21 protein-coding genes are annotated in these 22,335 nt (G+C 69.3%); 13 read left to right on the top strand and 8 right to left on the bottom strand.

Translation table 11 applies throughout. The features are described 5' to 3' along the window. Window positions 1-4: 4 nt before the first annotated feature. Window positions 5-1,579 (top strand): tetratricopeptide repeat-containing sulfotransferase family protein, encoded by a 1,575-nt coding sequence (locus ISP17_RS01780; RefSeq protein WP_404629799.1) that lies wholly within the window; start codon window positions 5-7, stop codon window positions 1,577-1,579. 4 nt (window positions 1,580-1,583) lie between these two features. Here ISP17_RS01780 and ISP17_RS01775 read toward each other — a convergent pair whose 3' ends face one another. Next, complete coding sequence (locus ISP17_RS01775) at window positions 1,584-2,621, bottom strand: AI-2E family transporter (protein ID WP_404629798.1); 1,038 nt, start codon at window positions 2,619-2,621, stop codon at window positions 1,584-1,586. 136 nt (window positions 2,622-2,757) lie between these two features. On the opposite strand from ISP17_RS01775, the gene ISP17_RS01770 reads away from it, so the two are divergent. The 6 genes from ISP17_RS01770 to ISP17_RS01745 all read left to right on the top strand — a co-directional run bounded on the left by ISP17_RS01770 (window position 2,758) and on the right by ISP17_RS01745 (window position 10,626). Beyond that, window positions 2,758-3,663, top strand: a complete 906-nt coding sequence (locus ISP17_RS01770) for a 5'-nucleotidase, lipoprotein e(P4) family (protein ID WP_404629797.1) — start codon at window positions 2,758-2,760, stop codon at window positions 3,661-3,663. Between the two features lie 333 nt (window positions 3,664-3,996). Further along, window positions 3,997-4,956, top strand: coding sequence for a hypothetical protein (locus ISP17_RS01765; protein WP_404629796.1), 960 nt, complete (start codon window positions 3,997-3,999; stop codon window positions 4,954-4,956). Between the two features lie 10 nt (window positions 4,957-4,966). Continuing rightward, window positions 4,967-7,639: a glycerol-3-phosphate 1-O-acyltransferase PlsB gene (gene plsB / locus ISP17_RS01760; protein WP_404629795.1), complete on the top strand. Its 2,673-nt coding sequence runs from the start codon at window positions 4,967-4,969 to the stop codon at window positions 7,637-7,639. A gap of 64 nt (window positions 7,640-7,703) precedes the next feature. Further along, entirely contained in the window at window positions 7,704-9,068 is a 1,365-nt protein-coding gene (locus tag ISP17_RS01755; RefSeq protein ID WP_404629794.1) for a metal-dependent hydrolase family protein, read from the top strand. A gap of 94 nt (window positions 9,069-9,162) precedes the next feature. Next, window positions 9,163-9,930 (top strand): bifunctional demethylmenaquinone methyltransferase/2-methoxy-6-polyprenyl-1,4-benzoquinol methylase UbiE, encoded by a 768-nt coding sequence (gene ubiE, locus ISP17_RS01750; RefSeq protein WP_404629793.1) that lies wholly within the window; start codon window positions 9,163-9,165, stop codon window positions 9,928-9,930. Window positions 9,931-10,002: 72 nt separating this feature from the next. Then, the gene (locus ISP17_RS01745; protein WP_404629792.1) at window positions 10,003-10,626 is read left to right on the top strand and encodes a TMEM175 family protein; all 624 of its coding nucleotides are present in this window, start codon (window positions 10,003-10,005) and stop codon (window positions 10,624-10,626) included. A gap of 39 nt (window positions 10,627-10,665) precedes the next feature. Here ISP17_RS01745 and ISP17_RS01740 read toward each other — a convergent pair whose 3' ends face one another. Both ISP17_RS01740 and ISP17_RS01735 read right to left on the bottom strand, forming a co-directional pair. Further along, entirely contained in the window at window positions 10,666-11,346 is a 681-nt protein-coding gene (locus ISP17_RS01740) for a glutathione S-transferase family protein (RefSeq protein ID WP_404629791.1), read from the bottom strand. A gap of 22 nt (window positions 11,347-11,368) precedes the next feature. Then, window positions 11,369-12,283 carry a DMT family transporter gene (locus ISP17_RS01735; RefSeq protein ID WP_404629790.1) on the bottom strand — a complete coding sequence of 305 codons (915 nt, stop codon included), beginning with the start codon at window positions 12,281-12,283 and terminating at the stop codon, window positions 11,369-11,371. Window positions 12,284-12,421: 138 nt separating this feature from the next. On the opposite strand from ISP17_RS01735, the gene ISP17_RS01730 reads away from it, so the two are divergent. Further along, the gene (locus ISP17_RS01730; RefSeq protein ID WP_404629789.1) at window positions 12,422-12,916 is read left to right on the top strand and encodes an Lrp/AsnC family transcriptional regulator; all 495 of its coding nucleotides are present in this window, start codon (window positions 12,422-12,424) and stop codon (window positions 12,914-12,916) included. A gap of 32 nt (window positions 12,917-12,948) precedes the next feature. Beyond that, a complete protein-coding gene (gene pip, locus ISP17_RS01725) occupies window positions 12,949-13,902 on the top strand; it encodes a prolyl aminopeptidase (protein ID WP_404629788.1) in 954 nt (317 codons plus the stop codon). A 16-nt stretch (window positions 13,903-13,918) separates the two neighbouring features. On the opposite strand, the gene ISP17_RS01720 is transcribed toward pip, so the two are convergent. Next, window positions 13,919-14,419, bottom strand: coding sequence for a lipocalin-like domain-containing protein (locus ISP17_RS01720; RefSeq protein ID WP_404629787.1), 501 nt, complete (start codon window positions 14,417-14,419; stop codon window positions 13,919-13,921). A 115-nt stretch (window positions 14,420-14,534) separates the two neighbouring features. Between ISP17_RS01720 and ISP17_RS01715 the strand changes: the two genes are divergently transcribed. From ISP17_RS01715 to ISP17_RS01700, 4 genes are all read left to right on the top strand, one after another. Then, window positions 14,535-15,386 (top strand): LysR family transcriptional regulator, encoded by an 852-nt coding sequence (locus ISP17_RS01715; RefSeq protein ID WP_404629786.1) that lies wholly within the window; start codon window positions 14,535-14,537, stop codon window positions 15,384-15,386. A 72-nt stretch (window positions 15,387-15,458) separates the two neighbouring features. Next, window positions 15,459-16,100 (top strand): glutathione S-transferase family protein, encoded by a 642-nt coding sequence (locus ISP17_RS01710; RefSeq protein ID WP_404629785.1) that lies wholly within the window; start codon window positions 15,459-15,461, stop codon window positions 16,098-16,100. A gap of 90 nt (window positions 16,101-16,190) precedes the next feature. Then, a complete protein-coding gene (locus ISP17_RS01705; protein WP_404629784.1) occupies window positions 16,191-18,050 on the top strand; it encodes a M1 family metallopeptidase in 1,860 nt (619 codons plus the stop codon). Between the two features lie 140 nt (window positions 18,051-18,190). Then, window positions 18,191-19,189: an alpha/beta fold hydrolase gene (locus ISP17_RS01700; RefSeq protein ID WP_404629783.1), complete on the top strand. Its 999-nt coding sequence runs from the start codon at window positions 18,191-18,193 to the stop codon at window positions 19,187-19,189. Between the two features lie 121 nt (window positions 19,190-19,310). Here the strand turns inward: ISP17_RS01700 and ISP17_RS01695 are convergent, their stop codons facing one another. From ISP17_RS01695 to ISP17_RS01680, 4 genes are all read right to left on the bottom strand, one after another. Continuing rightward, the gene (locus ISP17_RS01695; protein ID WP_404629782.1) at window positions 19,311-19,889 is read right to left on the bottom strand and encodes a methyltransferase family protein; all 579 of its coding nucleotides are present in this window, start codon (window positions 19,887-19,889) and stop codon (window positions 19,311-19,313) included. Window positions 19,890-20,010: 121 nt separating this feature from the next. Continuing rightward, on the bottom strand, window positions 20,011-20,853 hold the full coding sequence (locus ISP17_RS01690) for a DUF2182 domain-containing protein (protein ID WP_404629781.1): 843 nt from the start codon (window positions 20,851-20,853) through the stop codon (window positions 20,011-20,013). Continuing rightward, the gene (locus tag ISP17_RS01685; RefSeq protein WP_404629780.1) at window positions 20,840-21,604 is read right to left on the bottom strand and encodes a DUF899 domain-containing protein; all 765 of its coding nucleotides are present in this window, start codon (window positions 21,602-21,604) and stop codon (window positions 20,840-20,842) included. The genes ISP17_RS01690 and ISP17_RS01685 overlap by 14 nt, the downstream gene beginning before the upstream one ends. A gap of 50 nt (window positions 21,605-21,654) precedes the next feature. Beyond that, window positions 21,655-22,314, bottom strand: a complete 660-nt coding sequence (locus ISP17_RS01680; protein ID WP_404629779.1) for a glutathione S-transferase family protein — start codon at window positions 22,312-22,314, stop codon at window positions 21,655-21,657. Window positions 22,315-22,335 lie beyond the last annotated feature (21 nt).

Genomic DNA, 22,335 nt, shown 5'->3' with positions numbered 1-22,335 from the left:
CCGGATGACCGATCTCGCCCGGCAGTACTCGCAGCTGATCGAGGCGTTCAACCGCATGGACTGGTCGCGCGCAATCGCTCTCGCCGGCCCGCTGGTGCATGCGGCGCCGGAGCATCCGCTGGTGCGCTTCGTGGCCGGCATCGCGCTGCTGGAAACCGGTCGCGCCGACGCGGCACTGCCGCAACTCGAAGCGGCCGCACGACTGGACCCGGCGCGGCTGGATTTCGCCAGCCATCATGCCCGCGTGCTGCTCGCCATCGGCCGCGTGGCGCAGGCGCGCGAGGCGGCCCGCGCGGCAGCGGCGATCCGGGCACGCGATCCCGCGTCGCTGGACGTGCTCGGCCAGGTGCTGGTGCAGCTGGGCGATTACGACGGTGCGCTAGCCGCGTTTTCGCAGGCCGCCGATCTGGCGCCGACCCAGCCGCAACTGCACCTCAACCGGGCCTCGGCGCTGATCGGACTGGGCCGCTTCGACGAGGCGGAACAGGCGCTGGAGCAATGCCTCGCTCTCGCGCCACGCTACTGGCGCGCGCACTACAGCCTGGCGCAGCTGCGCCGACAGACGCCCACGAACAATCACCTCGCCCGCCTGCAGGCATTGCTGCCCGCGGCGGGCAGCGACCCGGCCGCACTGACCTGCATCCACCTCGCACTGGCGAAGGAGCATGAGGATCTGGGCGAGTATCCGCCGGCGATGGCCCATCTGGTTGCGGGCAAGCGGGCGGCGCGACCGCCACGCGGCTACGACCCCGCGCGCGATGCCGCGATGGTGGATGCGCTGATCGCCGCGTTCGGTCCGCTGCCGGCGCCGGCGGCAGACGCGACGATCGACGGACCGATCTTCATCGTCGGCATGCCGCGCAGCGGCACCACGCTGGTCGACCGCATCGTCTCCAGTCATCCCGCCGTGCGATCGGCGGGCGAGTTGCACACCTTCGGCCACGCGCTCGCGCACGCCCTGCACTCGCCCACGCCACACCTGCTCGATCCGGCGGTGTTCGCCCGCGTGCCGGGCATCGACTGGCCGGCGCTGGGCCGTGCCTACCTCGCCCACGCGCGCACCGTGGTGGGCGAGGACAGCGGCCGCTTCACCGACAAGCTGCCGCACAACTTCCTGCACCTGGGGGCGATCACCCGCGCGCTGCCCACCGCGCGCATCGTGTGCCTGCGGCGCCAGCCGATGGACACCTGCCTGAGCAATTTCCGCCAGCTGTTCGCCGCGTCGGCGCCGTACTTCGACTACTCGTACGCGCTGGAAGACGTGGGCCGCTACTACGTGCAGTTCGATCGCCTGATGGCTCACTGGACGCGCGTACTGCCCGGCCGCGTGCTGTCGATCGACTACGAGGAACTGGTCGACCACCAGGAGGCCGTGACGCGGCGCCTGCTCGACTTCTGCGGCCTGCCGTGGGACGACGCCTGCCTGCACTTCGAGCGCAATGCCGCGCCGGTGACCACGCCCAGCGCGGTGCAGGTGCGCTCGTCCCTGCACCGCAACTCGCTGGAGCGCTGGAAACGCTACGGCGCGGCAATGAACGGGCTGCGCGCGATCCTCGTCGAAGCGGGCATCGCCACCTGATCGCTCAAATCAAATCGCGCACTTCCAGCTCGCGCTTGAGGTAGGCGTAGTAGATCGGCGCGGCGACCAGGCCGGCGAGGCCGAAGGCCGCCTCCATCACCAGCATGGCGATCAGCAGCTCCCACGCGCGCGAGCGGATCTGCGTGCCGACGATGCGCGCGTTGAGGAAGTACTCCAGCTTGTGGATCAGCACCAGGAAGGCCAGCGCGGCCACGCCGACGCCGAGCGAGATCGACAACCCGGCAATGGTCACCGCGGTGTTGGAGATCAGGTTGCCGATCACCGGCAGCAGGCCCATCAGGAAGGTGAGCACCACCAGCGTCTTGGCGAACGGCACGTGGATGCCGAACAGCGGCAGCGCGCCGAGCAGGAAGATCGCGGTGAACACGGTGTTGATCAGCGAGATCTTGATCTGCGCGAAGACGATGTTGTGGAACGCCTCGGCCAGCTTCTGGCAGCGCGCGGAGAGCGCCAGCGAGAGCGGACCGGACAGGTGCGCCGGCCGCGTGCGGCCCAGCGCCACGATGGCGCCCAGCACCAGGCCGATGATGATGTGCAGGATCACCCGCGCGGTTTCCTTGCCGGCCAGCTGCAGGCTGCCGGCGTGCTTGCGGGTCAGCTCCACCGCCATCACGCGCAGCTCGTCCACGCTGTCGGGCATCCAGGTGGTGAGCGAGGGCGGCAATTGCTGGCGCGCCTTCTCCACCAGCGGCATCAGCTGATCCTGCCAGAGCACGTCGGGGTTGCCGATCTCGCTGCGCAGCAGGCTGACGATGCCCAGCACCAGCAGCAACAGCAGGCCCACCACCAGCACGCCGATCAGCGCCACCACCAGCATGCGCGCGCGATCGCTGGGAATGCGCCGGCCCAGCAGCGGGCTGATCGAGTACACCAGCTCGTACACCAGCAGCCCGGCGAGCAGGGCCGGCAGCAGGTGCAGCTTCAGCACCAAGAACAGCGCCAGCGCCGCCAGCGCATAGCTCGCGTAGTCCATCGCGGTAAGGCGGCGCGGACCAGGCTGAAAAGAGGGTGTGGACGCCATCGGCGGCGACTTCCTTGGCATGGGGAGGGGCAGTCTGTCAGCCGGGCCGGATGCCCGCCAGTCCGGACCGGGCGACACGACGCTGTCGTAAACTGACCGGATGCTTGTCGATCCGATGTCATCACCAAGGTTACCCATGCGCTCACGTGTTCCCGCCCTGCTGGCGGCCCTGGCCCTGCTCGCCGGCTGCAGCACCTCGCCTACCCGTCATGAGTCCGTCGCCTCCCCTGCCCCTGTGGCGGCGCCCGTCGCCCCGGCACCGGCTGGCCCCGCGGCGGACGACAACCTCAACGCCGTGGCGTGGTCGCAGACCGCGATCGAACACGACCTGCTCTACGTGCAGACCTACCGCGACGCGCAGATGCAGCTGCTCAAGGCGCTGAAGGATCCGCGCTGGGACGCGCTGAGCAAGGACGACCGCGTCGCGCCATTGAAGGGCCTCAAGCCCGCCGTGGTGCTGGACGTGGACGAGACCGCGCTGGACAACTCGCCCTACCAGGCGCGGCTGATCAAGAGCGGCGGCGAATACAACGAGGCCGACTGGGCCGCATGGTGCAAGGAGGAGGCCGCCCGCGCGCTGCCCGGCGCCGTCGAATTCACCCGGTTCGCGGCGAAGCACGGCATCGCGGTGATCTTCATCTCCAATCGCGCCAAGGACCTCGACTCGGTCACGCTGGACAACCTGCGCCAGGTCGGCTTTCCGGTGTCCGGTCCGGATGCGTTCCTCGGCCTGGGCACCTTCGTCGAGGGCTGCGAGCAGATCGGCACCGAAAAGGGCTGCCGACGCCAGCTGATCAGCCGCAAGTATCGCGTGCTGATGCAGGTGGGCGACCAGATCGGCGACTTCGCCGACGTCATCGCCAATAACGCCGCCGGCCGCCAGCAGGCCATGGCGCCCTACCTGCCGTGGATCGGCACGCGCTGGTTCATCCTGCCCAACGCCACCTACGGCAGCTGGGAGCCGGCCTTGTTCAACAACGACTGGACGCTTCCCCGCAACGAGCGCCGGCGCCAGAAGGAAGCCGCGCTGCGCATGAAGTGATGCATCAAATCAAACACTTGCATCACAAAACAAATCCATTGCCTTAACTTTCGCAAGCCATTACCATGGCCGCGCCGACACCTGCTGCTGACTACAGATTTTGCAGGCAAGGCCATTTCCCTTCCGGCTCTGCCGGGACTGACCCCGCAAGGCTCGCGCCGGCGGGGTTTTCTTTTGGGCAGGACGACACGCCCACGACGACAGGCCTTGCCCGCGGGCGGCGCGCTCCCCCGGCCGCCTCTCGAACTTGCGTTGGCCGGAGGCAAAGCCTCGACCACTCACGTCCGACAGGCTGCTAGGCTCCGGCCCTTCCGCCGCCCGGACCTCAGTCCGATGCCCCGTCCGCTTCGTCTCCTGCCATGCCTGACGTGGCTGCTCGCCGCGGCCGTGCTCGTGCTGGCGGGCTGCCAGCGGGCGACCGATATATCCCCGGCGGCCGGCGGCGACTCGCCGACAGCAGCCGCGCGCCTGCTGGTCGACGACCTGCGCCACGACGATCTCGCCGCGTTCTGGAAGCACGGCCTGCCGCCGGCCGATCACGCCGCACTGGTCGAGCGCTGGCGCCAGGCCCAGGTCGCGCAGGCCGTGACCGACGCCGCGCGCAAAGGCTACCGGCAGTTTATGGGCCCACTGACACAACCTGGTGCCCGGGCAGAGCTCGCCCGCCGACTGCAAACCCAGGTGGCGCGGATCGATGATCGCTACGGCGACCAGGTGCCCGTGCTCATCGCCATCGGCGGCGCCGTGTTCAGGAAAATCGTCGCGGCCGATACCGCGCTGAGCCCGCGTCAGGAACAGGGCCTGCAGGACGCCCTGGCTCCCGTGCTGACATGGGCCCAGCACGCGCCGTGGCTGGACCGCGAGCGCGCCGGACGGGCCGCCAACATCGCGGTCGACACCGCCCGCTCGCTGCAGCTGGCGACCCTCGACCAGGCCCGGGCACTCGATTTCCCCACCGCCATGGCCAAGACCTCGCGGCTGTGGACCGGCGCGAAGCAGGTACTCGCGCTGTACGGCCTGTCGCTGGACGCCGTGCTGGATTCGGCGAAGCTGACGCTGCTGTCGCAGCGCGCTGGCGTCGCCCACGTGCGGATCGATTACCTGCTCGAGGGCCAGCCGCAGCGGGTGGTGGTGAAGATGCGTGAGGTCGACGGCCGCTGGTACGCCGACGCCATGCCGCAACTCGCCCGCGCGGTCGCTCCGCCGGACTGGGACGGCTGGTGGGGGCCGTCCCGCGCCCACGTGGGCTACATCACCGCGGGCCGGGACGCGGGCGCATCCCCGGTACAATAGGCGGATGCCCATGACCTCCTCGATGGACACGCCCCCCAATCGCCGCGCGCCGTGGTGGTTCAACCTCACCGGCCACCTGCTGGAGCCGTGGCTGAAGTTGCGCCGCGATCCGGCCGAGCCCGCCGCCTTGCTCAAGGCCGGCGTGCCGGTGTGCTACGTGATCGAGCGCGACGGTTTGTCCGACGCGCTGATCCTGGAGCGGGCCTGCCGCGAGGCCGGGCTGCCCTCGCCGATGCAGCCGCTGGCCGGCACCCGCCGACGCCGCTCGGTGTTCGCGCTGGGCCGCAGCGACGGCCTGTTGTGGGGGCGCAACCGCCAGCGCTCGCCCAAGGACGCGCTGGGCCAGCTCGCCCGCGCGCTGGAGGACGACCCCAGCCGCGACGTGCAGATCGTGCCCGTGTCGATCTACGTGGGCCGCGCGCCCAGCCGCGACAGCGGCTGGTTCCGCGTGTTGTTCTCGGAAAACTGGGTGATGGTGGGCCACTTCCGCCGCCTGCTGGCGCTGCTGCTCAACGGCCGCGACACGGTGGTGCAGTTTTCCGCCCCGGTGTCGCTGCGCGAGGCGCTGGCCGAGGCGGGCGCCATCGCGCCGGAGCGCTTCGCGCGCAAGATCGCCCGCGTGCTGCGCGTGCATTTCCGCCGCATCCGCGCCGCGGTGATCGGCCCGGACCTCTCGCACAAGCGCACCGTGGTCGACGCCGTGCTCAACGCCGAGCCGGTGCGTGCGGCGATCAGCGCCACCGCCAGCAAGGAGAAGATCTCCCACGCCAAGGCCTGGCGCCGCGCGCAGAAGCTGATGCTGGAGATCGCCGCGGACTACTCGCACCCGGTGGTGCGCTCGGCCTCGTTCGTGCTGTCCAACTTCTGGAACAAGCTGTACGACGGCATCGCCATGCATCACTTCGACAAGGCGCGCGCCGCGGCGCCCGGTTACGAAGTGGTCTACGTGCCCAGCCACCGCAGCCACGCCGACTACCTGCTGATGAGCTACCAGCTGCACCACTCCGGCGTGGTGGTGCCGCACATCGCGGCGGGCGCCAACCTCAACCTGCCGGTGATCGGACCGATTCTGCGCCGCGGCGGCGCGTTCTTCCTGCGCCGCAGCTTCAAGGGCAACGCGCTGTACTCGGTGGTGTTCAACGAATACGTGGCGCAGCTGATCGACCGCGGCGTGCCGATGGAGTACTTCATCGAGGGTGGCCGCTCGCGCACTGGGCGCCTGCTGGCGCCGCGCGCCGGCATGCTGGCGATGACCGTGCGCGCGTTCCTGCGCGCGCCGCGCCGGCCGGTGCTGTTCCAGCCGGTGTACATCGGGTACGAGAAGCTGATGGAGGGCAAGTCATACGCGGGCGAACTCAGCGGCAAGCCGAAGGAAAAGGAATCGCTGATCGGCCTGCTCAAGGGGCTCAAGGTGCTGCGCCAGCGCTACGGCCACGTGGCGCTCAACTTCGGCGAGCCGATCGAGCTCACCCCGCTGCTCGACGTGGCCAGCGCGCAGTGGCGCGAATCCAGCGGCGACCCCGATGCCAAGCCCGAATGGTTGAGCGGCGTGGTCGACCGGCTGGCCCAGCAGATCCAGGTGAACATCAACCGCGCCGCGGACGTGAACCCGATCAACCTGCTGGCGCTGGCGCTGCTGGCCACGCCGAAGCACGCGATGGCCGAGGCCGATCTGCTCGCCCAGCTGGAGCTGAGCAAGACCCTGCTCGAAGCGCTGCCGTATTCGGACCGCGTCACACTGACTCCGCTCGATCCGGCCGCGATCATTGCCTACGGCGAGCAGATGGGCTGGATCCGCCGCGTGGCGCATCCGCTGGGCGACGTGCTGGTGGCGGACGACGAGCAGGCGGTGCTGCTGTCGTACTTCCGCAACAACGTGCTGCACCTCACCGCCACCGCGGCGTGGGTGGCGTGCTGCTTCCTCAACAACCGCCGTATGTCGCGCAGCTCGGTGATCCGGCTGGGCAAGCTCATCTACCCGTTCATCCAGGGCGAGCTGTTCCTGCCGTGGGACAGCGAAGGCTTCGGCCAGCAGCTGCAGGCCACCATCGACTTCTTCGTGCGCCGCGGGCTGCTCGAATCCACCGGCGAGGGCCGCGTGCTGGAGCGCGGCCCGGGCCAGGACGACGCGGCCTACCAGCTCAAGGTGATCGGGCGCAGCCTGATCCAGGCCTTCGAGCGCTACTACATCACGCTCGCCGCGCTGGCCAAGAACGGCCCGCATACGCTCACCGCCGCCGAGCTGGAAAACGCCTGCACGCTCACCGCGCAGCGGCTCTCGCTGCTCAGCGAACAGGCCGCGCCGGAGTTCTTCGACAAGGCGCTGTTCCGCGGCTTCATCCAGAAGCTGCGCGAGCGCAAGGTGGTGTGGACCGACGACGCCGGCAAGCTGGACTACGACAGCGCGCTGGAGGACATGGTGCGCGACGCGCGGGTGATCCTGGCCCGCGAGGTGCGCCACTCGATCCTCAAGATCACCCCCGGCGGCGAAGACCGCCAGGAAGCGGATCGCGACGACGAGGAGGCCGTGCGCCTCGCGGCGCCGCACGACGCCACGCCGCCGGACGCCTCGCCGGCCGACCTGCACGCGCGCCACGTGGAGGCGGCGCACCGCGCCCACCTGCACGAGCCGGTCGAACCCGTGGCGCCGGCGGCACCGACCGACGCTCAGCGCCCCGACTAATCGCCAGTGGCCGCGCGCCGCGGCCGCTGCCTAAGATGGCGCTTCCTCGATCCGGAGCGCCACCATGCTTGTTCGTCCCGTCACGATCGCCCTCGCCGCCGCGCTGGCGCTGCCCACCGCCCTGCTGGCGGATACCGACGACGCACCCGCCAAGGGCAGCCTCGCCGTGGTCACCTGCGGTCATGCCATCGATACCGCCGCCGGCAAGCTGTTGGGCGAAACCACGGTGATCGTCGAGGACGGCGTCATCCGCGAGGTGCGCCCCGGCACGGTCGACCTGAAGGCGATGGGCGACCAGGCGCAGGCGGCTGGCAAGCGGTTTCAGGCCATCGCGCTGCCCACCTCCACCTGCCTGCCCGGCCTGATCGACGCGCACACCCATCTCACCGACGAAACCAGCCCCACCGGCTACTCCGACCAGTTCCGCTGGAACGTGGCCGACTACGCGATCCGCTCCACCGTCTACGCCAAACGCACCCTGCTGGCCGGCTTCACCACCGTGCGCAACCTCGGTGACGGCCACAACGAGTCGGCGGCGCTGCGCAACGCGATCAACGCCGGCGTGGTGCCGGGACCGCGCATCTACACTGCCGGCGTGCCGATCGGCTCCACCGGCGGCCACGCCGATCCCACCGACGGCTACCGCCAGGACCTGGCCGGCGATCCGGGCCCGGCCAACGGCATCATCAACAGCCCGCAGGACGCCTGGAAAGCCGTGCGCGAGCACTACAAGGCCGGCGACGACCTGATCAAGATCATGCCCTCCGGCGGCGTGCTGGACGAAAGCGCCAGCGCCGACAACCCGCAGATGACGCTGGAGGAGATCAAGGCGGTGGTCGCCGCCGCGCACGACTACGGCTACACCGTGGCCGCTCACGCGCACGGCGCCGAAGGCATCCGCCGCGCGGTGCTCGGCGGCGTCGATTCGATCGAGCACGGCACCTTCATGAACGCCGAGGACATGAAGCTGATGAAGGAGCACGGCACCTGGTACGTGCCCACCATCATCGCCGGCAAGTACGTCGAGCAGATGGCCGCCAAGCCCGGCTACTACCCGCCGCAGGTCGCCGCCAAGGCGAAGCTGGTGGGGCCGATCATCCAGGCCACCGCCGGCAAGGCCTATCGGGCCGGCGTGAAGATCGCCTTCGGCACCGATGCGGCGGTCTATCCGCACGGGCAGAACGCAAAGGAGTTCAAGTACATGGTCGATGCCGGCATGCCGCCGATGTACGTGCTGCAGGCCGCCACCACCCACGCCGCCGAACTGCTGCACCAGTCCGGCAAACTCGGCCAGCTCGCGCCCGGCTTCGTCGGCGACGTGGTCGCCGTGCCCGGCAACCCGCTGGAGGACATCACGCTGATGCAGAAGGTGAACTTCGTGATGAAGGACGGCGTGGTCTACAAGCAGGACGGCACCCCTGTCGAATGACCCCTTGCAGGAGGACTCGCGCCTGCGTCACGACGCGGCGCGCATCCCCGGCCCAACCGGGAGCGCAAGCGGCCAATCCTGTAGCATTGTGCGGATGAACGAGCAGCCCAAATCCGCCCCGGAATCGACCACCCACTTCGGCTTTCGCGACGTGCCGGTGGGCGAGAAGCAGAAGCTGGTCGGCCAGGTGTTCACCTCGGTCGCGCGCAGCTACGACCTGATGAACGACCTGATGTCGTTCGGCGTGCATCGCCTGTGGAAGCGCCACTTCGTGGCGATCAGCGGCGTGCGCCGCGGCGACCGCGTGCTGGACCTGGCCGGTGGCACCGGCGACATCGCCGCGCTGCTCAAGCCGGTGGTGGGCAAGGACGGCGAAGTGATCGTGGGCGACATCAACGCCGCCATGCTGCAGGTGGGGCGCGATCGTCTCACCGACCGCGGCCTGGTCGACGGCCTGCGCTGGACCCAGCTCAACGCCGAGGCGCTGCCGTTCCCGGATAACTCCTTCGACGTGGTGACCATGGCCTTCGGCCTGCGCAATGTCACCGACAAGGACAAGGCCCTGGCCGACATCTGCCGCGTGCTCAAGCCCGGCGGCCGCCTGCTGGTGCTGGAGTTCTCCAAGGTGCAGAACGAGGCCTTCGGCAAGCTCTACGATTTCCACTCGTTCAACATCCTGCCGAAGCTGGGCAAGCTGTTCGCCGGCGACGCCGACAGCTATCAGTACCTGGCCGAGTCGATCCGCAAGCACCCCGACCAGCAAACCCTCAAGGGCATGATGGAACGCGCCGGCTTCGGCAAGGTGGAAGTGCGCAACCTCACCGACGGCATCGTGGCGATCCACAAGGCGTACAAATTCTGATCCACCGCGACGCGCTGGACAGCGGCCAGACCCTCGCGCAGCATGCGCCGAGCCCCTGCCGAGTGATGGACCATGAGCACGCACGCCTCTCAGCTTGAACGGCTGACCTTCTTCTCCGATGCGGTCTTCGCCATCGCCATCACCCTGCTGGTGATCGAGATCCACGTGCCGCGCCTCGGCGTCGCTGACGATCATGCGTATCTGGTCGCCCTGCATGAGCTGACGCCCAGCTTCATGGGCTTCATCCTGAGCTTTCTGGTGATCGGCGCGCTGTGGGCTGCGCATCATCGCGTGTTCGGCCTGCTGGCGGACTACGACAGCGGGCTGGTGATGCCGAACCTGCTGCTGCTCATGGTGATCGCCTTCATGCCGTTCGCCACCGCACTGATGAGCGCGAACCCGCTGGCCCGCGTGCCGGAACTGTTCTATGCCGGCACGCTGTTCACCGCCGGGGTGCTGCAGCGCTGGCTGTTCGGCAAGGCGTTGCGCGCGCCCTACCTGCGCCGCGACGTGGCACAGGCTGACGTGGTCGCAGTGCGCGCACGCAGCTGGGCCTTGCCCACGGCTGCGCTGCTGGCCTTCGCCCTGGCCTGGGTGGCGCCGGCGTACAACAATTTCGTGCTGCTCATGATCCCGCTGCTGGCGCGGATGTTTCCGCGCCTGGCACGCCGCCGCCTGGCGGCAGCGACGGCCTGACGCGGGAGATGTCGCCGCGCCCGCGTGGTGGCAAGCCGGTCAGCGGGCGCGCAGGTCGGCGGTGATCGTCCCGACCTGGGCCGACTCCACGTCGTGCGGGGTGTCGCGCCAGGTCTCCGCCAGCGCCTCGTCGTACCAGCGACGCATCGACGGTCGCGCCAGCATGCGCTCGACCCAGCCCATCGCCTCGGACGAAAGCGGCAGCCCGTAGGTCTGCACGCGGAACGCCACCGGCGCGTAGAACGCATCCACCGCGGTAAAGTGGTCGCCAGCCAGGAACGGGCCGCCGAAGCGCTGCAGGCCTTCGCGCCAGAGCTCGTCGATCCGCGCGACGTCGGCGGCCAGCGCCGGCCCGATCTCGTGCAGGCGAATGCGCAGGCCGCAGCTCATCGAGCACTGCTGGCGCAGCGCGCCGAAGCCCGAATGCATCTCGGCCGCCGCACAGCGCGCCCAGGTGCGCGCGGCAGCGTCCTGCGGCCAGGCCGGGTGGCGCTCGGCCAGGTATTCGGCGATGGCCAGCGAATCCCACACCACCGTGCCGCCGTCCTGCAGGCAGGGCACGCGGCCGTTCGGCGAGAACGCACGGAAGGCCTCCCAGTTGGAGCCGGGCGTGAACACGTGCATGCGCTCCTCGAACGCGATGCCCAGCTCGTGCAGCAGCACCCACGGGCGCAGCGACCACGAGGAGTAGTTCTTGTTGGCGATGTGCAGGGTCAGCATGACGACGCTCCAGCGGCAGGGATCAGGATTCGCACGGTACCGCAGCGGGCGCCGGCGCCGGCGCACGACGGCGCGCATTGGCCAGCACCACGCCGGCCACGGTCACCACGCCGCCGACCAGGGTCAGCGGCCCGGGCCGCTCGCCCAGCCAGACCCAGCCGATCAGCACCGCGATCGGCGGCGAGAAGTAGATGAAACTGGACACCTGCGAAGCCGAGCTGCGGTGGATCGCCACGTTCCATGCGATGTAGCCGATGAAGGTGGGCGCGATGCCCAGCCACAGCAGCGCCGCGATCGCCGGCCACGGTGCCACCGCCACCGCATGCGGCAGCTGCAGTCCGAACGGCAGCGTGCCCAGCGTGCCGGCGAAGAAGCCGAAGGCGGTGACGCCCAGCGTGCCGTGGCGCGCGAACAGCGGCTTCAGGCCCACGAAATAGATCGCCGAGGCCGCCACGCTCAGCAGCACCAGCGCCGCCATCGGCTCGAAGCGCACCGTCTTGCCGCTGGCCAGCACCACCAGCACCACGCCGAGCAGCGCCACGCCCAGCCCCACCAGCGTACGCGCTGGCAGCCGCTCGCGCAGCCAGATCGCCGACCACGCCGCCGTCGCCGCCGGCACCAGCGAGATCAGGATCGACGCCGTGCCGCTGGCGATGCGCGTCTCGGCGTAATTCAGGCACAGGTGGTAGACGGTGAGGCCGATCACGCCCAGCAGCGCGAGCTGCGGCCAGTCGCGCCGCGGCGGCAGCGGTACCCGCTTGATCGCCAGCAGCAGCGCGAAGCACAGCGAGGCGATGGTCAGGCGCGCCAGGGCCACCTCGCCCGGGGTGAACGCGCTCAGCGCGTAGGCGATCGAGGCATACGCCGATGACCAGGTGAGCAGGGCGATGCCGACGTAGGCCAGCGCGCGGGCATCGAGACGATCGGGGCTTGCCATGGGGGACGTATCCGGGTGGGAAAGCAAAGGATGGGGAAGTGCGCATGCTAGTGGCGCCGCCGGTGACCGGGAATAATGGATGCGGCCCGCCAACGGGCCTTTCGCCATCGAAAACTACACTTGCCCGGGACTTTCACCGTGGAATCCAAACTCGAACTCGACACCAAGGACTGGCAGCTGCTCGAAGCCCTGCAGGCGGACGCCCGCTTGGGCTACGCGGAACTCGGACGACTGGTGCGCCTGTCCGCCCCCGCCGTGGCCGAGCGCGTGAAGCGTCTGGAAGAAGCTGGCGTGATCCGCGGCTACCGCGCGGTGGTCGATCCCAAGCGCCTGGGCTACAGCATCGATGCGATGGTGCGGCTGCGCTGCGACGGCGGCATCTGCGCGCGCATCGGCACGATCGTGCAGGATATCCCCGAGGTGCTCGACTGCCGCCGCCTGGCCGGCGAGGACTCCGCCCTGCTTCACCTGGTGGCGATGTCGATCGGCCATCTGGAAACCGTGCTCGACCGCCTGCTGAAGATCCATCCCAGCATCAGCACCACCACCCTGGTGGTGCTGCAGACGCCGCATGCGAACCGTCCGATCACGCGTGCGATGTGGAACGCGGCGAGCGCGCTGTCGAACGAGTAGCCTCGGCATTTTCCGCGACACGGAATCGACCCATGCGCACGCTCTACCCCGAGATCACGCCCTACCTCGTCGAACAGCTGGCGGTCGACGCGCTGCACACGCTTTACGTGGAGCAGTGCGGCAACCCGGACGGCCTGCCGGTGATCTTCCTGCACGGCGGCCCCGGCGCGGGCCTGTCGGACTATCACCGACGCTTCTTCGACCCCCGGCGCTACCGCATCGTGCTGTTCGACCAGCGCGGCGCGGGCCGCTCCACGCCGTTCGCCGAGCTCACCGACAACACCACCTGGCACCTGGTCGCCGACATCGAGGCGATCCGTACGCACCTGGGCATCGAGCGCTGGGTGGTGTTCGGCGGCTCGTGGGGCTCCACGCTGGCGCTGGCCTACGCGCAGGCGCATCCCGAGCGCGTGCGGGGCCTGGTGCTGCGCGGCATCTTCCTCGGCCGCGACGAGGAGCTGCGCTGGTTCAACGAAGTGGACGGCGGCGCGCGGCAGATCTTTCCCGAGCGCTGGGCGCGCTTCGTGGCGCACATCCCCGAGGCCGAGCGCGACTCCATGCTGGAAGCCTACTGGCGCCGCCTCACCAGCGATGACGAAGCCACTCGCCTCGCCGCGGCGCAGGCCTGGAGCGCCTGGGAAGGCGGCAGCACCACGCTGGTGCACGATCCGGACGGCGGCGGCGACTTCGACGATCCGCACCGCGCGGTGAGCCTGGCCCTGATGGAGGCGCACTACTTCCGCCACCGCATCTTCCTGGAAGAGAACCAGCTGCTGCGCGACATCGGCCGCATCCGGCAGATCCCGTCGACCATCGTGCACGGCCGCTACGACATCATCTGCCCGATGAAGAGTGCGTGGGACCTGAGCCAGGCCTGGCCCGAAGCCGAGCTGCGCGTGGTGCTGGCCGGACACAGCGCGGCCGATCCGGCGATCGTCGACGCGCTGGTCACCGCCACCGACCTCCTGGCCGACCGCTTCGCCTGAGCCCGACTACGCAGCGTCAGTGCAAGCGACGCCACGTCACCTCGCCGTGCGCTCCTTCGGCCGTGCCGCTGGTGGGGCTGACCACGATGTAGGTCAGCTCGTCACCCTTGAGCACATAGCTGGTGCTGCCGCTGCGTCCGTCCCAGTTCGGGAATGAAGCGTGCTCGATGTGCCGGTGCAGCTTGCCATCCTCCAGGCTCACCGTGCCGTAGTGCGCGTTGAAGTCCAGCGAAGCGGCGCGATATTCCTGCGGCGTGCCGCGCGACTTGTCACCGGAGGCGAACGGCACGCGCTGCGCTCGGACGATCTGCATCATGTAGTGACCCTGCGCATCGATCAGCCACCGGCCCTGCGGATGGGGACCGTAGAGTTCCACGCGATGGCCGTCCGGATAGACGTTGTCGACCCGCACCAGGGTCCATGCGCCCTGTAGCGACTTCGACGGGGTGGACGGCGCGGCTTGCACGGAGCCCAGTGCCAGCGCACCGCAAAGGAAGAGCACGATTCGTTTCTGCATGGGACTATCCGCATAGGGGGAGGAGCCCGCAGGCTAGTCCGCCAGCGATGCGGCCTTGCACCCAGCCATCGATATTTCAGTCATTGCAGATCGCAATGGTCACCCCCGAGGCCTCATGAAGACACTCGACCTCGACACCGTCAGGGCCTTCGTGCTCACGGCCGAACTGCATAGTTTCACGCGCGCCGCGCAGGCGCTGGACAGCACGCAGTCCGCGGTCAGCCTGAAGCTGCGAAAGCTGGAAGCCCAACTCGGTCGTCGACTGCTGGAACGCACGCCGCGACAGGTGCGCCTGTCCGCCGAGGGCGCGCTGTTCCTGGAATCGGCGCGCGAGCTGATCGCCGCCCACGAACGCGCGATCGCCTCGTTCGAGATCGAGGAGCGACGTTTGATCGTCGGCATCAGCCATCAGCTGGTGGGCGCCGAGTTGCCCGGCATGCTGCGCCGTCTCTGCGAATCGGACCCCAAGCTGCGCATCGAGCTGCGCGCAGGAGGCTCGCGCGAGATCGTCCAGTCCTACGACGCCGGCGAACTGGATGCGGCGCTGGTGCTGCAGGCCGCAGCTCCGCATCACAAGGGCGAGAGGCTGTTCGACGAAGCCTTTGCCTGGATCGGTGCCGCCGGCTGGCATCCGCGGGAAGGCCAGCCGCTGCCGCTGTCCACCCAGGGCGCCTCGTGCAGCATCCGCGCCGCCGCGGTGACGGCACTGGATCGGGCCGGCATCGCCTGGACCGAAGCCTTCGTCGGCAAGGGTGCGGCCATGGTCGGAGCTGCGGCGGCCGCCGGGTTGGCCATCGCCGTGATGGCCCGCCGCGCGGCCCCCGCTGGCACGGAGGATCTGGGGTCGCGGCTGTCCTTGCCCGAGCTGCACACCCAGGAAGCGGTGCTGTACTCGGCGCTCCACGACCGCCGCTCGCGCGCGGCGCTGCGTACGCTCGCCGATGCCTTCCGGACGATGGCGATCTGACCCGCGCAAGATTCGGATGGCGGCCATCCCCTGCCGTCGCGAGACTGCACACTCCCCACCTGGAGTGCAACGATGCTGACCCTGTTCGACTACCTGCCCTCGCAGAACGCCTGGAAAGTCCGCCAGCTGCTGCAGCACCTGCAGCGCCCTCACCGCACGCTGGAGGTGAGCATCTTCGAGGGCGAAGGCCAGCATCCGGAGTACCTGCGCATCAGCCCCACCGGCACCGTACCGGCGATCCAGCTGGAGGATGGGCGCACGCTGGCCGAGTCCAACGCGATCCTGATGTACCTGGCCGAGAGCACGCCCTACCTGCCCGAGGACGCTTTCGGCCGCGCCAAGGTGTGGCAGTGGCTGAGCTTCGAGCAGGAGCGGGTGGAGTCGGTGATCGGCGCCCTGCGCCACTGGACGCTCACCGGCAAGCTGGCGCGACGCGCGCCGGCGCTGGTCGAGGCCAAGCGCGCGGCGGCGCAGCGCACGCTGGCGATCCTCGAACGCGAACTGGCCGAGCGGTCGTTCCTTGCCGGCGAGCGCTACACCATCGCCGACATTGCCGTGTTCGCCTACGGCAGCCGGGCCGGCGAGGCCGGCTTTCCGCTCGACGACTATCCGCAACTGCGCGCCTGGATCGCGCGCGTGCAGGCGCAAGCGGGGCATCTGGCCGAGAGCCATCCGTACAGCATCGATCCGCTCTCCTCCCGCGATCTGCCCTGACGCGGTGACCGCCGCCGGGCCTTTCCGCACAGGCCCCGGCGCGGAGGCGAATGGCATACTCGGCGTTTGAGCTTTCCCCGGAGTTGCCCGATGCGCCTGTTGCCCACGCTCGCCGCGAGCACACTGCTGCTGCCGCTGGCGGCCCATGCCGCCGACCCCTATTCCTACGCGCAGCCCGACCAGGTCAAGGTCACCCACCTCGACCTCGACCTGAAGCTGGACTTTCCGCACAAGGCGCTGCACGGGAAGGCCACGCTGAGCCTGCAGTGGGTCAATCCCAAGGCCTCCTCGCTGGTGCTCGACACGCGCGACCTGGCCATCGCCAGCGTCGAGGGCATCGACGCCAAGGGACGCGCCAACGCGTTGAAGTACGCGCTGGCGCCGCGCGACAAGCAGCTCGGCAGCAAACTCACCATCACCACGCCGAAGCATCCGGCCAAGGTGCGCATCGTCTACACCACCTCGCCGGAGGCCTCGGGCCTGCAGTGGTTGAGCCGCGCGCAGACGGCGGACAAGACCTCGCCCTTCATGTTCTCGCAGAGCGAATCCATCCACGCCCGCTCGTGGGTGCCGCTGCAGGATTCGCCCGCCATCCGCATCACCTACGCCGCCCACGTCAGCGCGCCGAAGAACGTGCGCGTGATCATGAGCGCACTCAACGACGCCAGGCATCCGCTGAACGGCGACTTCTCGTTCGACCAGCCGCACCCGATCCCGTCCTACCTGCTGGCGATCGCCGCCGGCGACATCGACGCCGAGGCCACCGGCCCGCGCAGTGCGGTCTACGCCGAGCCGTCGATGGTGCACAAGGCGGCGCGCGAGTTCGACGATACCGAGAGGATGATCGCCACTGCCGAGCAGCTGTACGGCCCGTATCGCTGGGGCCGCTACGACCTGATCGTGCTGCCGCCATCGTTCCCGTTCGGCGGTATGGAAAACCCCAACATGACCTTCGCCACGCCAACCATCGTGGTCGGCGACAAGAGCCTGGCCTCGGTGATCTCGCACGAGCTGGCGCACAGCTGGTCGGGCAACTTGGTGACCAACGCCACTTGGCGCGACGGCTGGCTCAACGAGGGCTTCACCACCTACGTGCAGGGCCGCATCACCGAGGCGGTATACGGCAAGGCGCTGGCCGACGAGGAGGCGCTGCTGTCCGCCCGCGCACTGGAGAAGAGCATCGGCACGATGCCGGCGAACAGCCAGAAGCTGGCGCCGCTGCCGGGCGACGTGGATGCCGACGACGCGCTGTCCAGCGTGGCCTACGACAAGGGCTCGTGGTTCCTGCGCACGCTGGAGCAGCGCTACGGCCGTGCCGCGTTCGACCCGTACCTGAAAAGCTACTTCGACCACTTCGCCTTCCAGAGCATCACCACCGAGCAGATGCTGGCCTTCCTCAAGGCCAACCTGATCGACAAGTACCCCGGCAAGATGTCGTGGGATGAAGTGAAGCAGTGGGTCTACGGCACCGGCATCCCCAAGGGCGCGCCGCTGCCGACCTCGGCGCGCTTCGACATGATCGATGCGAAAGTGAAGGCCTTCACCGCCGGCACGCTGAGCGCCGACCAGCTCGACGCCAAGGGCTGGAACACGCAGGAGTGGATGTACTTCCTCGACCGCCTGCCCGACGCGCCCAAGCTGGATGCGATGAAGGCGCTGGATGCCGCCTGGCATCTCACCGACACGCCGAACGCCGAAATCGGCATGCGCTGGTACATCCACGCCATCGCCGCGGGCGACAAGGACGTGTGGCCCGCCGCGCGCGAGCACATGACCCGCATCGGGCGCATCTACCTCACCACGCCGGTGTACCGCGCCTTCGCTGCCTCGCCCGAAGGCCTGGCCTACGCCGAGGCGTCCTACGCCAAGACGAAGGACGGCTACCACCCGCTGACCCAGCAGGTGATCGAAGGCATTTTCGCCAAGGCGAAGGCCAAGCCGGCGAAGTAAGCGCGCGGAGGTTGGGGAGCGCCGCGTGTGCCCCCACCTCCTCGCACCGGTATGCGGCGCGCTGCCCTCGATCCGCTGCGCTGACACATCCGCGCCGTACGCTTCCCGCCCAATCCCACCTCTCCGCACAGGCCCTGGCCATGTCCTCCACGCCCGCCATCCCCTCCGCCACCTCCCGCCCGCTGTGGCAGCGCCTGCTGCTACGACGGCTGAAGTTCCTGCTTGGCGTCATCGTGATCCTCGCGCTCGCGCTGGGCGGCAGCTACCTGTTCGCGCCGCAGTGGCTGTTGCGCGCGGACGTCGCGCGCCAGGCGATGGCCGCACATCTCGACACGAAGACCGTGCAGGCCGGCGACACGCGCTGGTCGTACTACGAGGGCGGCGAAGGTCCCACCCTCGTGCTGCTGCACGGCTACGACTCCAGCAAGGAGGTGTGGCTGGAGGTGGCGAAAGAACTCACGCCGCACTTCCATCTGATCATTCCGGATCTCCCCGGCTGGGGCGACTCCTCGCGCAACGACGGCGCCAACTACGACATCGGCGCGCAGGCCGCACGCCTGGACGAGTTCATGCAGGCGCTGGGCCTGCGCAGCGTCACCGTGGTGGGCCACTCGATGGGCGGCGCCATCGCCGGCGTCTATGCGGCGGAACATCCGCAAGTGGTCAACCGACTGGTACTGGTGGACTCCTTCGGCCTGACCTCGAAGGAGAACGACTTCGACCGCCGCTCGCTCGCCGGCACCAACCCCTTCACCTACGACGACCGCGCCGGCTTCCAGAGAGCCGAGTCGCTCGCGTTCAAGACCGTGCCGGACCTGCCCGGCCGCTTCGTCGACGTGCTGATCCAGCGCAACCAGCACGACCGCAGCTTCCTCGACAAGACGTTCAATGAACTGCGCCAGCCCTCGCAGTATCTTTCCGTGCAGCAGCGCCTGGACAAGCTCACCATGCCGGTGATGGGCCTGTGGTGCCGCGACGACAAGATCATCGACATCTCCGCGCTCGACAGCCTGCGCAATGGCCTGGTCAACGCCGCGGCGATCAGCACCACCACGCTCAGCGGCTGCAACCACATGCCGATGCTGGAAAAGCCCGAGCAGACCGTGCAGGTGCTGACCGCGTTCGAGCTGTCGCACTGAGTGCCCCAAAGACGGAGCACGCCGTAGAGAGGAGCGCTTGTGCCCCAAGCCGTCGCGCGCACGGTGCGCTCCTGCAACAGCGTGGCCTCGCAGGCGCATCCGGTGCACGAGCCGGCATTCTCTACAACACCCGCGGCAGCAGCGCCTTCACCCGCCGCATGTAGTCCTCATAGCGCGCGCCGAACTGCTCGCGCATCCAGCGCTCTTCCAGCTTCAGCTTGAACCAGAACGACACGCCGACGATGGCGGTGCCGAGCAGGCCGCGCCATTCGCCCAGCGCGAACGTGGTGCCGAGATAAGCCATCAGCAGGCCGGTGTAGATCGGATGGCGCACCCAGCGGTACGGGCCGCGCTCGATGAGCTCGTGATCGCGCTTCACCTGCACCACCGCGCTCCAGTTGCGCCCCAGCGTGGCCCGCGCCCAGATCGCGAACGCCACGCCGGCCCACAGCAGCAGCACGCCGAGCAGGGGCAGCCACTGGTTGGATGGTACGAAGCGTGCGCGCAGCAGCGTGTCCTCGCCACCGCGCCACGGCAGCACCAGCACGGTGCCCACCATCAGCGGCAGCCAGTATTTGAGGAAGCGGTCGAAGAACGGTTCGCTGCGCGCGGTCGACTTCACCGCCCGCGCCTGGATCGCCCAGTACGCGATGACGGCGAACCAGCCGGCCTCGATGAGCTTGGCGATGGGTAGCTGCATGGGCGATCCGGTGAAAGGAGGCGGCTTTCCGCGTGGGTCGAAGCGTGCATCGGCCGGGCCGTGGGCAGCAAGTTGCAGCTGTCATGCATCGGAGCGGTGAGTCATGCAGCGAGCAGCGGGCTCATGCGGCTCCGATGACCGCGCTCGCGAGCAACCATGATCCGAGGCCCAGCGCGACACAGCCGCTCGCCCTCGCGACGCGCGCTCCGGCAGGCGCGCACCGTTCGGCGGTGATGGCGACCGACACGGCGGCCATCACCCGCAGATCCATGATGCCCAGCACCAGCATGACCGCGGTCAGGCCGGCGCAGCTCGCAACGCAGTGCGCGCCCAGGCGCAGCCCGTGGCGCCATGCGTCTTCGGCGCGCAGCACCGGCGCGTGGCCGGCGCGGGGTGCCTCCCGGCAGCAGGCCAGTCGACGCGCCTTCCACGCGGTGAGCTGGAACACGCCGGCAAGCAGCACCGCCCCGCCGATCGCGACGGGGACCGCACGCGCCAGCGTCGGCCACGGCATCGCCAACGCCGCCAGCGTGACGCTCGCCGCACACGCGGCGATGCCGACCCCGAGCCACACCAGGAAATAGCCTGCGCCCACGAGCACCGTCAGCCGCGCGGGATGCCGTGCGCCGGACCGGCCGATCGCGCAGCGGTAGCGCCACAACGTCGGCGCCACCGACGGCAGCATCATCGCCACCGTCATCGCGCTCCACATGGCGACGAACGATGCCGCCGGGCCGGGCCAGGCCTGTCCGCACATCGGCAGCCATGCCATCGACATCGTCCAGCCACCGCGCATCGGCATGGCGCCCATCGTCGACATCGATGCACCGAGCCCGACCGTGACCGCCGCGCTGGCGACGAACAGCAGCACGCAGACGAGGCCGAACGCGCCGCGGGCGGCAGCTTCCGCAGTCGCATGGATGCCCGCGCCGCGTCGTCCGCGCGCCGGCTCAACGCTCGCCATACTCGTCGTTCCGCCGCCACCAGATGCCCGTCTCGTTGCGTCCCTTCGGCGCCCGGTCGAGCCATTGGTACATGCCCCACAGGCCGTCCAGTCCGCGCGCGTAGGTGGAGTAGGTGTGATAGACCGCGTCGCCCTCGCGCACGAAAGCGCTCATGCCCGGCCGCTCGCGCACGTAGGTGGGTGCGTCGGTGCCGCAGGACGCGGCGAACTGCACCACCGGCTCGGGAAACCGTGTCGCCGCGATCGGATGCCCGCCGCGCCGGTAGTTGTATTCGACTTCGCCCTCGCGCTGCTGCTGCTCGGTGATCGAGCTGCTGAAGTCGAGGTTGAAATCGCTGTCCTGCGAGGAGGCCCAGGGGAAGGTCCAACCCAGCCGCCGCTTGTACGCCTGCAGTTTCACCAGCGGCGCACGCGACACCGCCGTCAGCATCACGTCGTGGTTCGCCAGGTGAACCGCGAAGCCATCGAAGCCATCGGCGATGGCCGAGCAGGATGGGCATCCCGCCCGATAGTCCGGCCCGAACATGAAGTGGTAGACGAGCAACTGCGAGCGTCCGCGGAACAGCTGTTCCAGCGTGGCCTCGCCGTCGTCGGTATCGAACCGGTACGCCTTGTCGACGCGCACCCACGGCAGCTCCTGCCGCTGGCGCGCCAGGTCGTCGCTGCGCCGGGTGTGTTCCTTCTCTGCGGCGAGCAGCGCCACGCGCTGCTTCAGCCATTGTTCGCGGGTGCCTACGGCGTGGTTTGTCATGGGTTGCTCCTGAAGTCTGCGGGGGGATGGCGGGCGAGTGCGCGCGCGCATCAGGCGGCGAGCGGAGCGTGCCGGGCGTAGTCCGCCAGCTGCGCCGCCAGCGCCCGCTGGAAGGCCGGACGCGCCTCGCAGCGCTCCACGTAGGCGGCCAGCGTCGGGCACCCGTCGACCAGGTCGGTGTGCCGCAGGAAGCGCAGCACCGTCGCCATCAGGAGGTCCGCCGCGGTGAAGCGGTCGAGCAGGCAGTCGCGCGTGCCGAGGTGGCCCGCAAGTACCGCCAGCCGCGCGTTCACCGCCTCGACCACGGCGGGGCGACGCAGCGCCACCCACGGTTCGTCGGCGTGCAGCAGGTCCATTTCCAGCAGGCTCTGGATCGGCGGCTCGACCGTGTTCAAGGCGGCGAACATCCAACTCACCACCTCGGCACGCGCCGGCTCGTCGACGGGCATCAGCAGCGGCGATTCCGCGGCGATGCGATGCACGACGGCACCGGATTCGAACAGGCCACGGCCGTCCGCCTCGAACGCCGGCACCATGCCGAACGGCTGCCGCTGGCGGTAGGCACCGGCGTGACGCTCGTCGAAATCGATCAGCTGCACGTCATAGGCGAGGCCGGCCTCCTCCAGCGCCCAGCGCACGCGCAGGTCGCGCACCAGCCCTTGGGCGAACGGCGGCGCCCAGCGAAATCCCCACACGACGATCTTGTTCATGGCACATCCTCCAGATGAAAT

Source organism: Dyella ginsengisoli (assembly GCF_044904665.1).
Lineage (GTDB): Bacteria > Pseudomonadota > Gammaproteobacteria > Xanthomonadales > Rhodanobacteraceae > Dyella_A > Dyella_A ginsengisoli.
The sequence above is the reverse complement of the archived record's forward strand: the minus strand, read 5'-3'. Positions and strand labels throughout refer to the sequence as shown.

Coding starts and splice junctions, on each gene's coding strand:
- ISP17_RS01710 (WP_404629785.1), top strand. CDS start 15,459: ATGCTGACCCTGTTCGACTACCTGCCCTCGCAGAACGCCTGGAAAGTC.
- ISP17_RS01770 (WP_404629797.1), top strand. CDS start 2,758: ATGCGCTCACGTGTTCCCGCCCTGCTGGCGGCCCTGGCCCTGCTCGCC.
- ISP17_RS01715 (WP_404629786.1), top strand. CDS start 14,535: ATGAAGACACTCGACCTCGACACCGTCAGGGCCTTCGTGCTCACGGCC.
- ISP17_RS01780 (WP_404629799.1), top strand. CDS start 5: ATGACCGATCTCGCCCGGCAGTACTCGCAGCTGATCGAGGCGTTCAAC.
- ISP17_RS01745 (WP_404629792.1), top strand. CDS start 10,003: ATGAGCACGCACGCCTCTCAGCTTGAACGGCTGACCTTCTTCTCCGAT.
- ISP17_RS01690 (WP_404629781.1), bottom strand. CDS start 20,853: ATGGCGAGCGTTGAGCCGGCGCGCGGACGACGCGGCGCGGGCATCCAT.
- ISP17_RS01735 (WP_404629790.1), bottom strand. CDS start 12,283: ATGGCAAGCCCCGATCGTCTCGATGCCCGCGCGCTGGCCTACGTCGGC.
- ISP17_RS01700 (WP_404629783.1), top strand. CDS start 18,191: ATGTCCTCCACGCCCGCCATCCCCTCCGCCACCTCCCGCCCGCTGTGG.
- ISP17_RS01755 (WP_404629794.1), top strand. CDS start 7,704: ATGCTTGTTCGTCCCGTCACGATCGCCCTCGCCGCCGCGCTGGCGCTG.
- ISP17_RS01740 (WP_404629791.1), bottom strand. CDS start 11,346: ATGCTGACCCTGCACATCGCCAACAAGAACTACTCCTCGTGGTCGCTG.
- ISP17_RS01720 (WP_404629787.1), bottom strand. CDS start 14,419: ATGCAGAAACGAATCGTGCTCTTCCTTTGCGGTGCGCTGGCACTGGGC.
- ISP17_RS01685 (WP_404629780.1), bottom strand. CDS start 21,604: ATGACAAACCACGCCGTAGGCACCCGCGAACAATGGCTGAAGCAGCGC.
- plsB (WP_404629795.1), top strand. CDS start 4,967: ATGACCTCCTCGATGGACACGCCCCCCAATCGCCGCGCGCCGTGGTGG.
- ubiE (WP_404629793.1), top strand. CDS start 9,163: ATGAACGAGCAGCCCAAATCCGCCCCGGAATCGACCACCCACTTCGGC.
- pip (WP_404629788.1), top strand. CDS start 12,949: ATGCGCACGCTCTACCCCGAGATCACGCCCTACCTCGTCGAACAGCTG.
- ISP17_RS01765 (WP_404629796.1), top strand. CDS start 3,997: ATGCCCCGTCCGCTTCGTCTCCTGCCATGCCTGACGTGGCTGCTCGCC.
- ISP17_RS01775 (WP_404629798.1), bottom strand. CDS start 2,621: ATGGCGTCCACACCCTCTTTTCAGCCTGGTCCGCGCCGCCTTACCGCG.
- ISP17_RS01680 (WP_404629779.1), bottom strand. CDS start 22,314: ATGAACAAGATCGTCGTGTGGGGATTTCGCTGGGCGCCGCCGTTCGCC.
- ISP17_RS01695 (WP_404629782.1), bottom strand. CDS start 19,889: ATGCAGCTACCCATCGCCAAGCTCATCGAGGCCGGCTGGTTCGCCGTC.
- ISP17_RS01705 (WP_404629784.1), top strand. CDS start 16,191: ATGCGCCTGTTGCCCACGCTCGCCGCGAGCACACTGCTGCTGCCGCTG.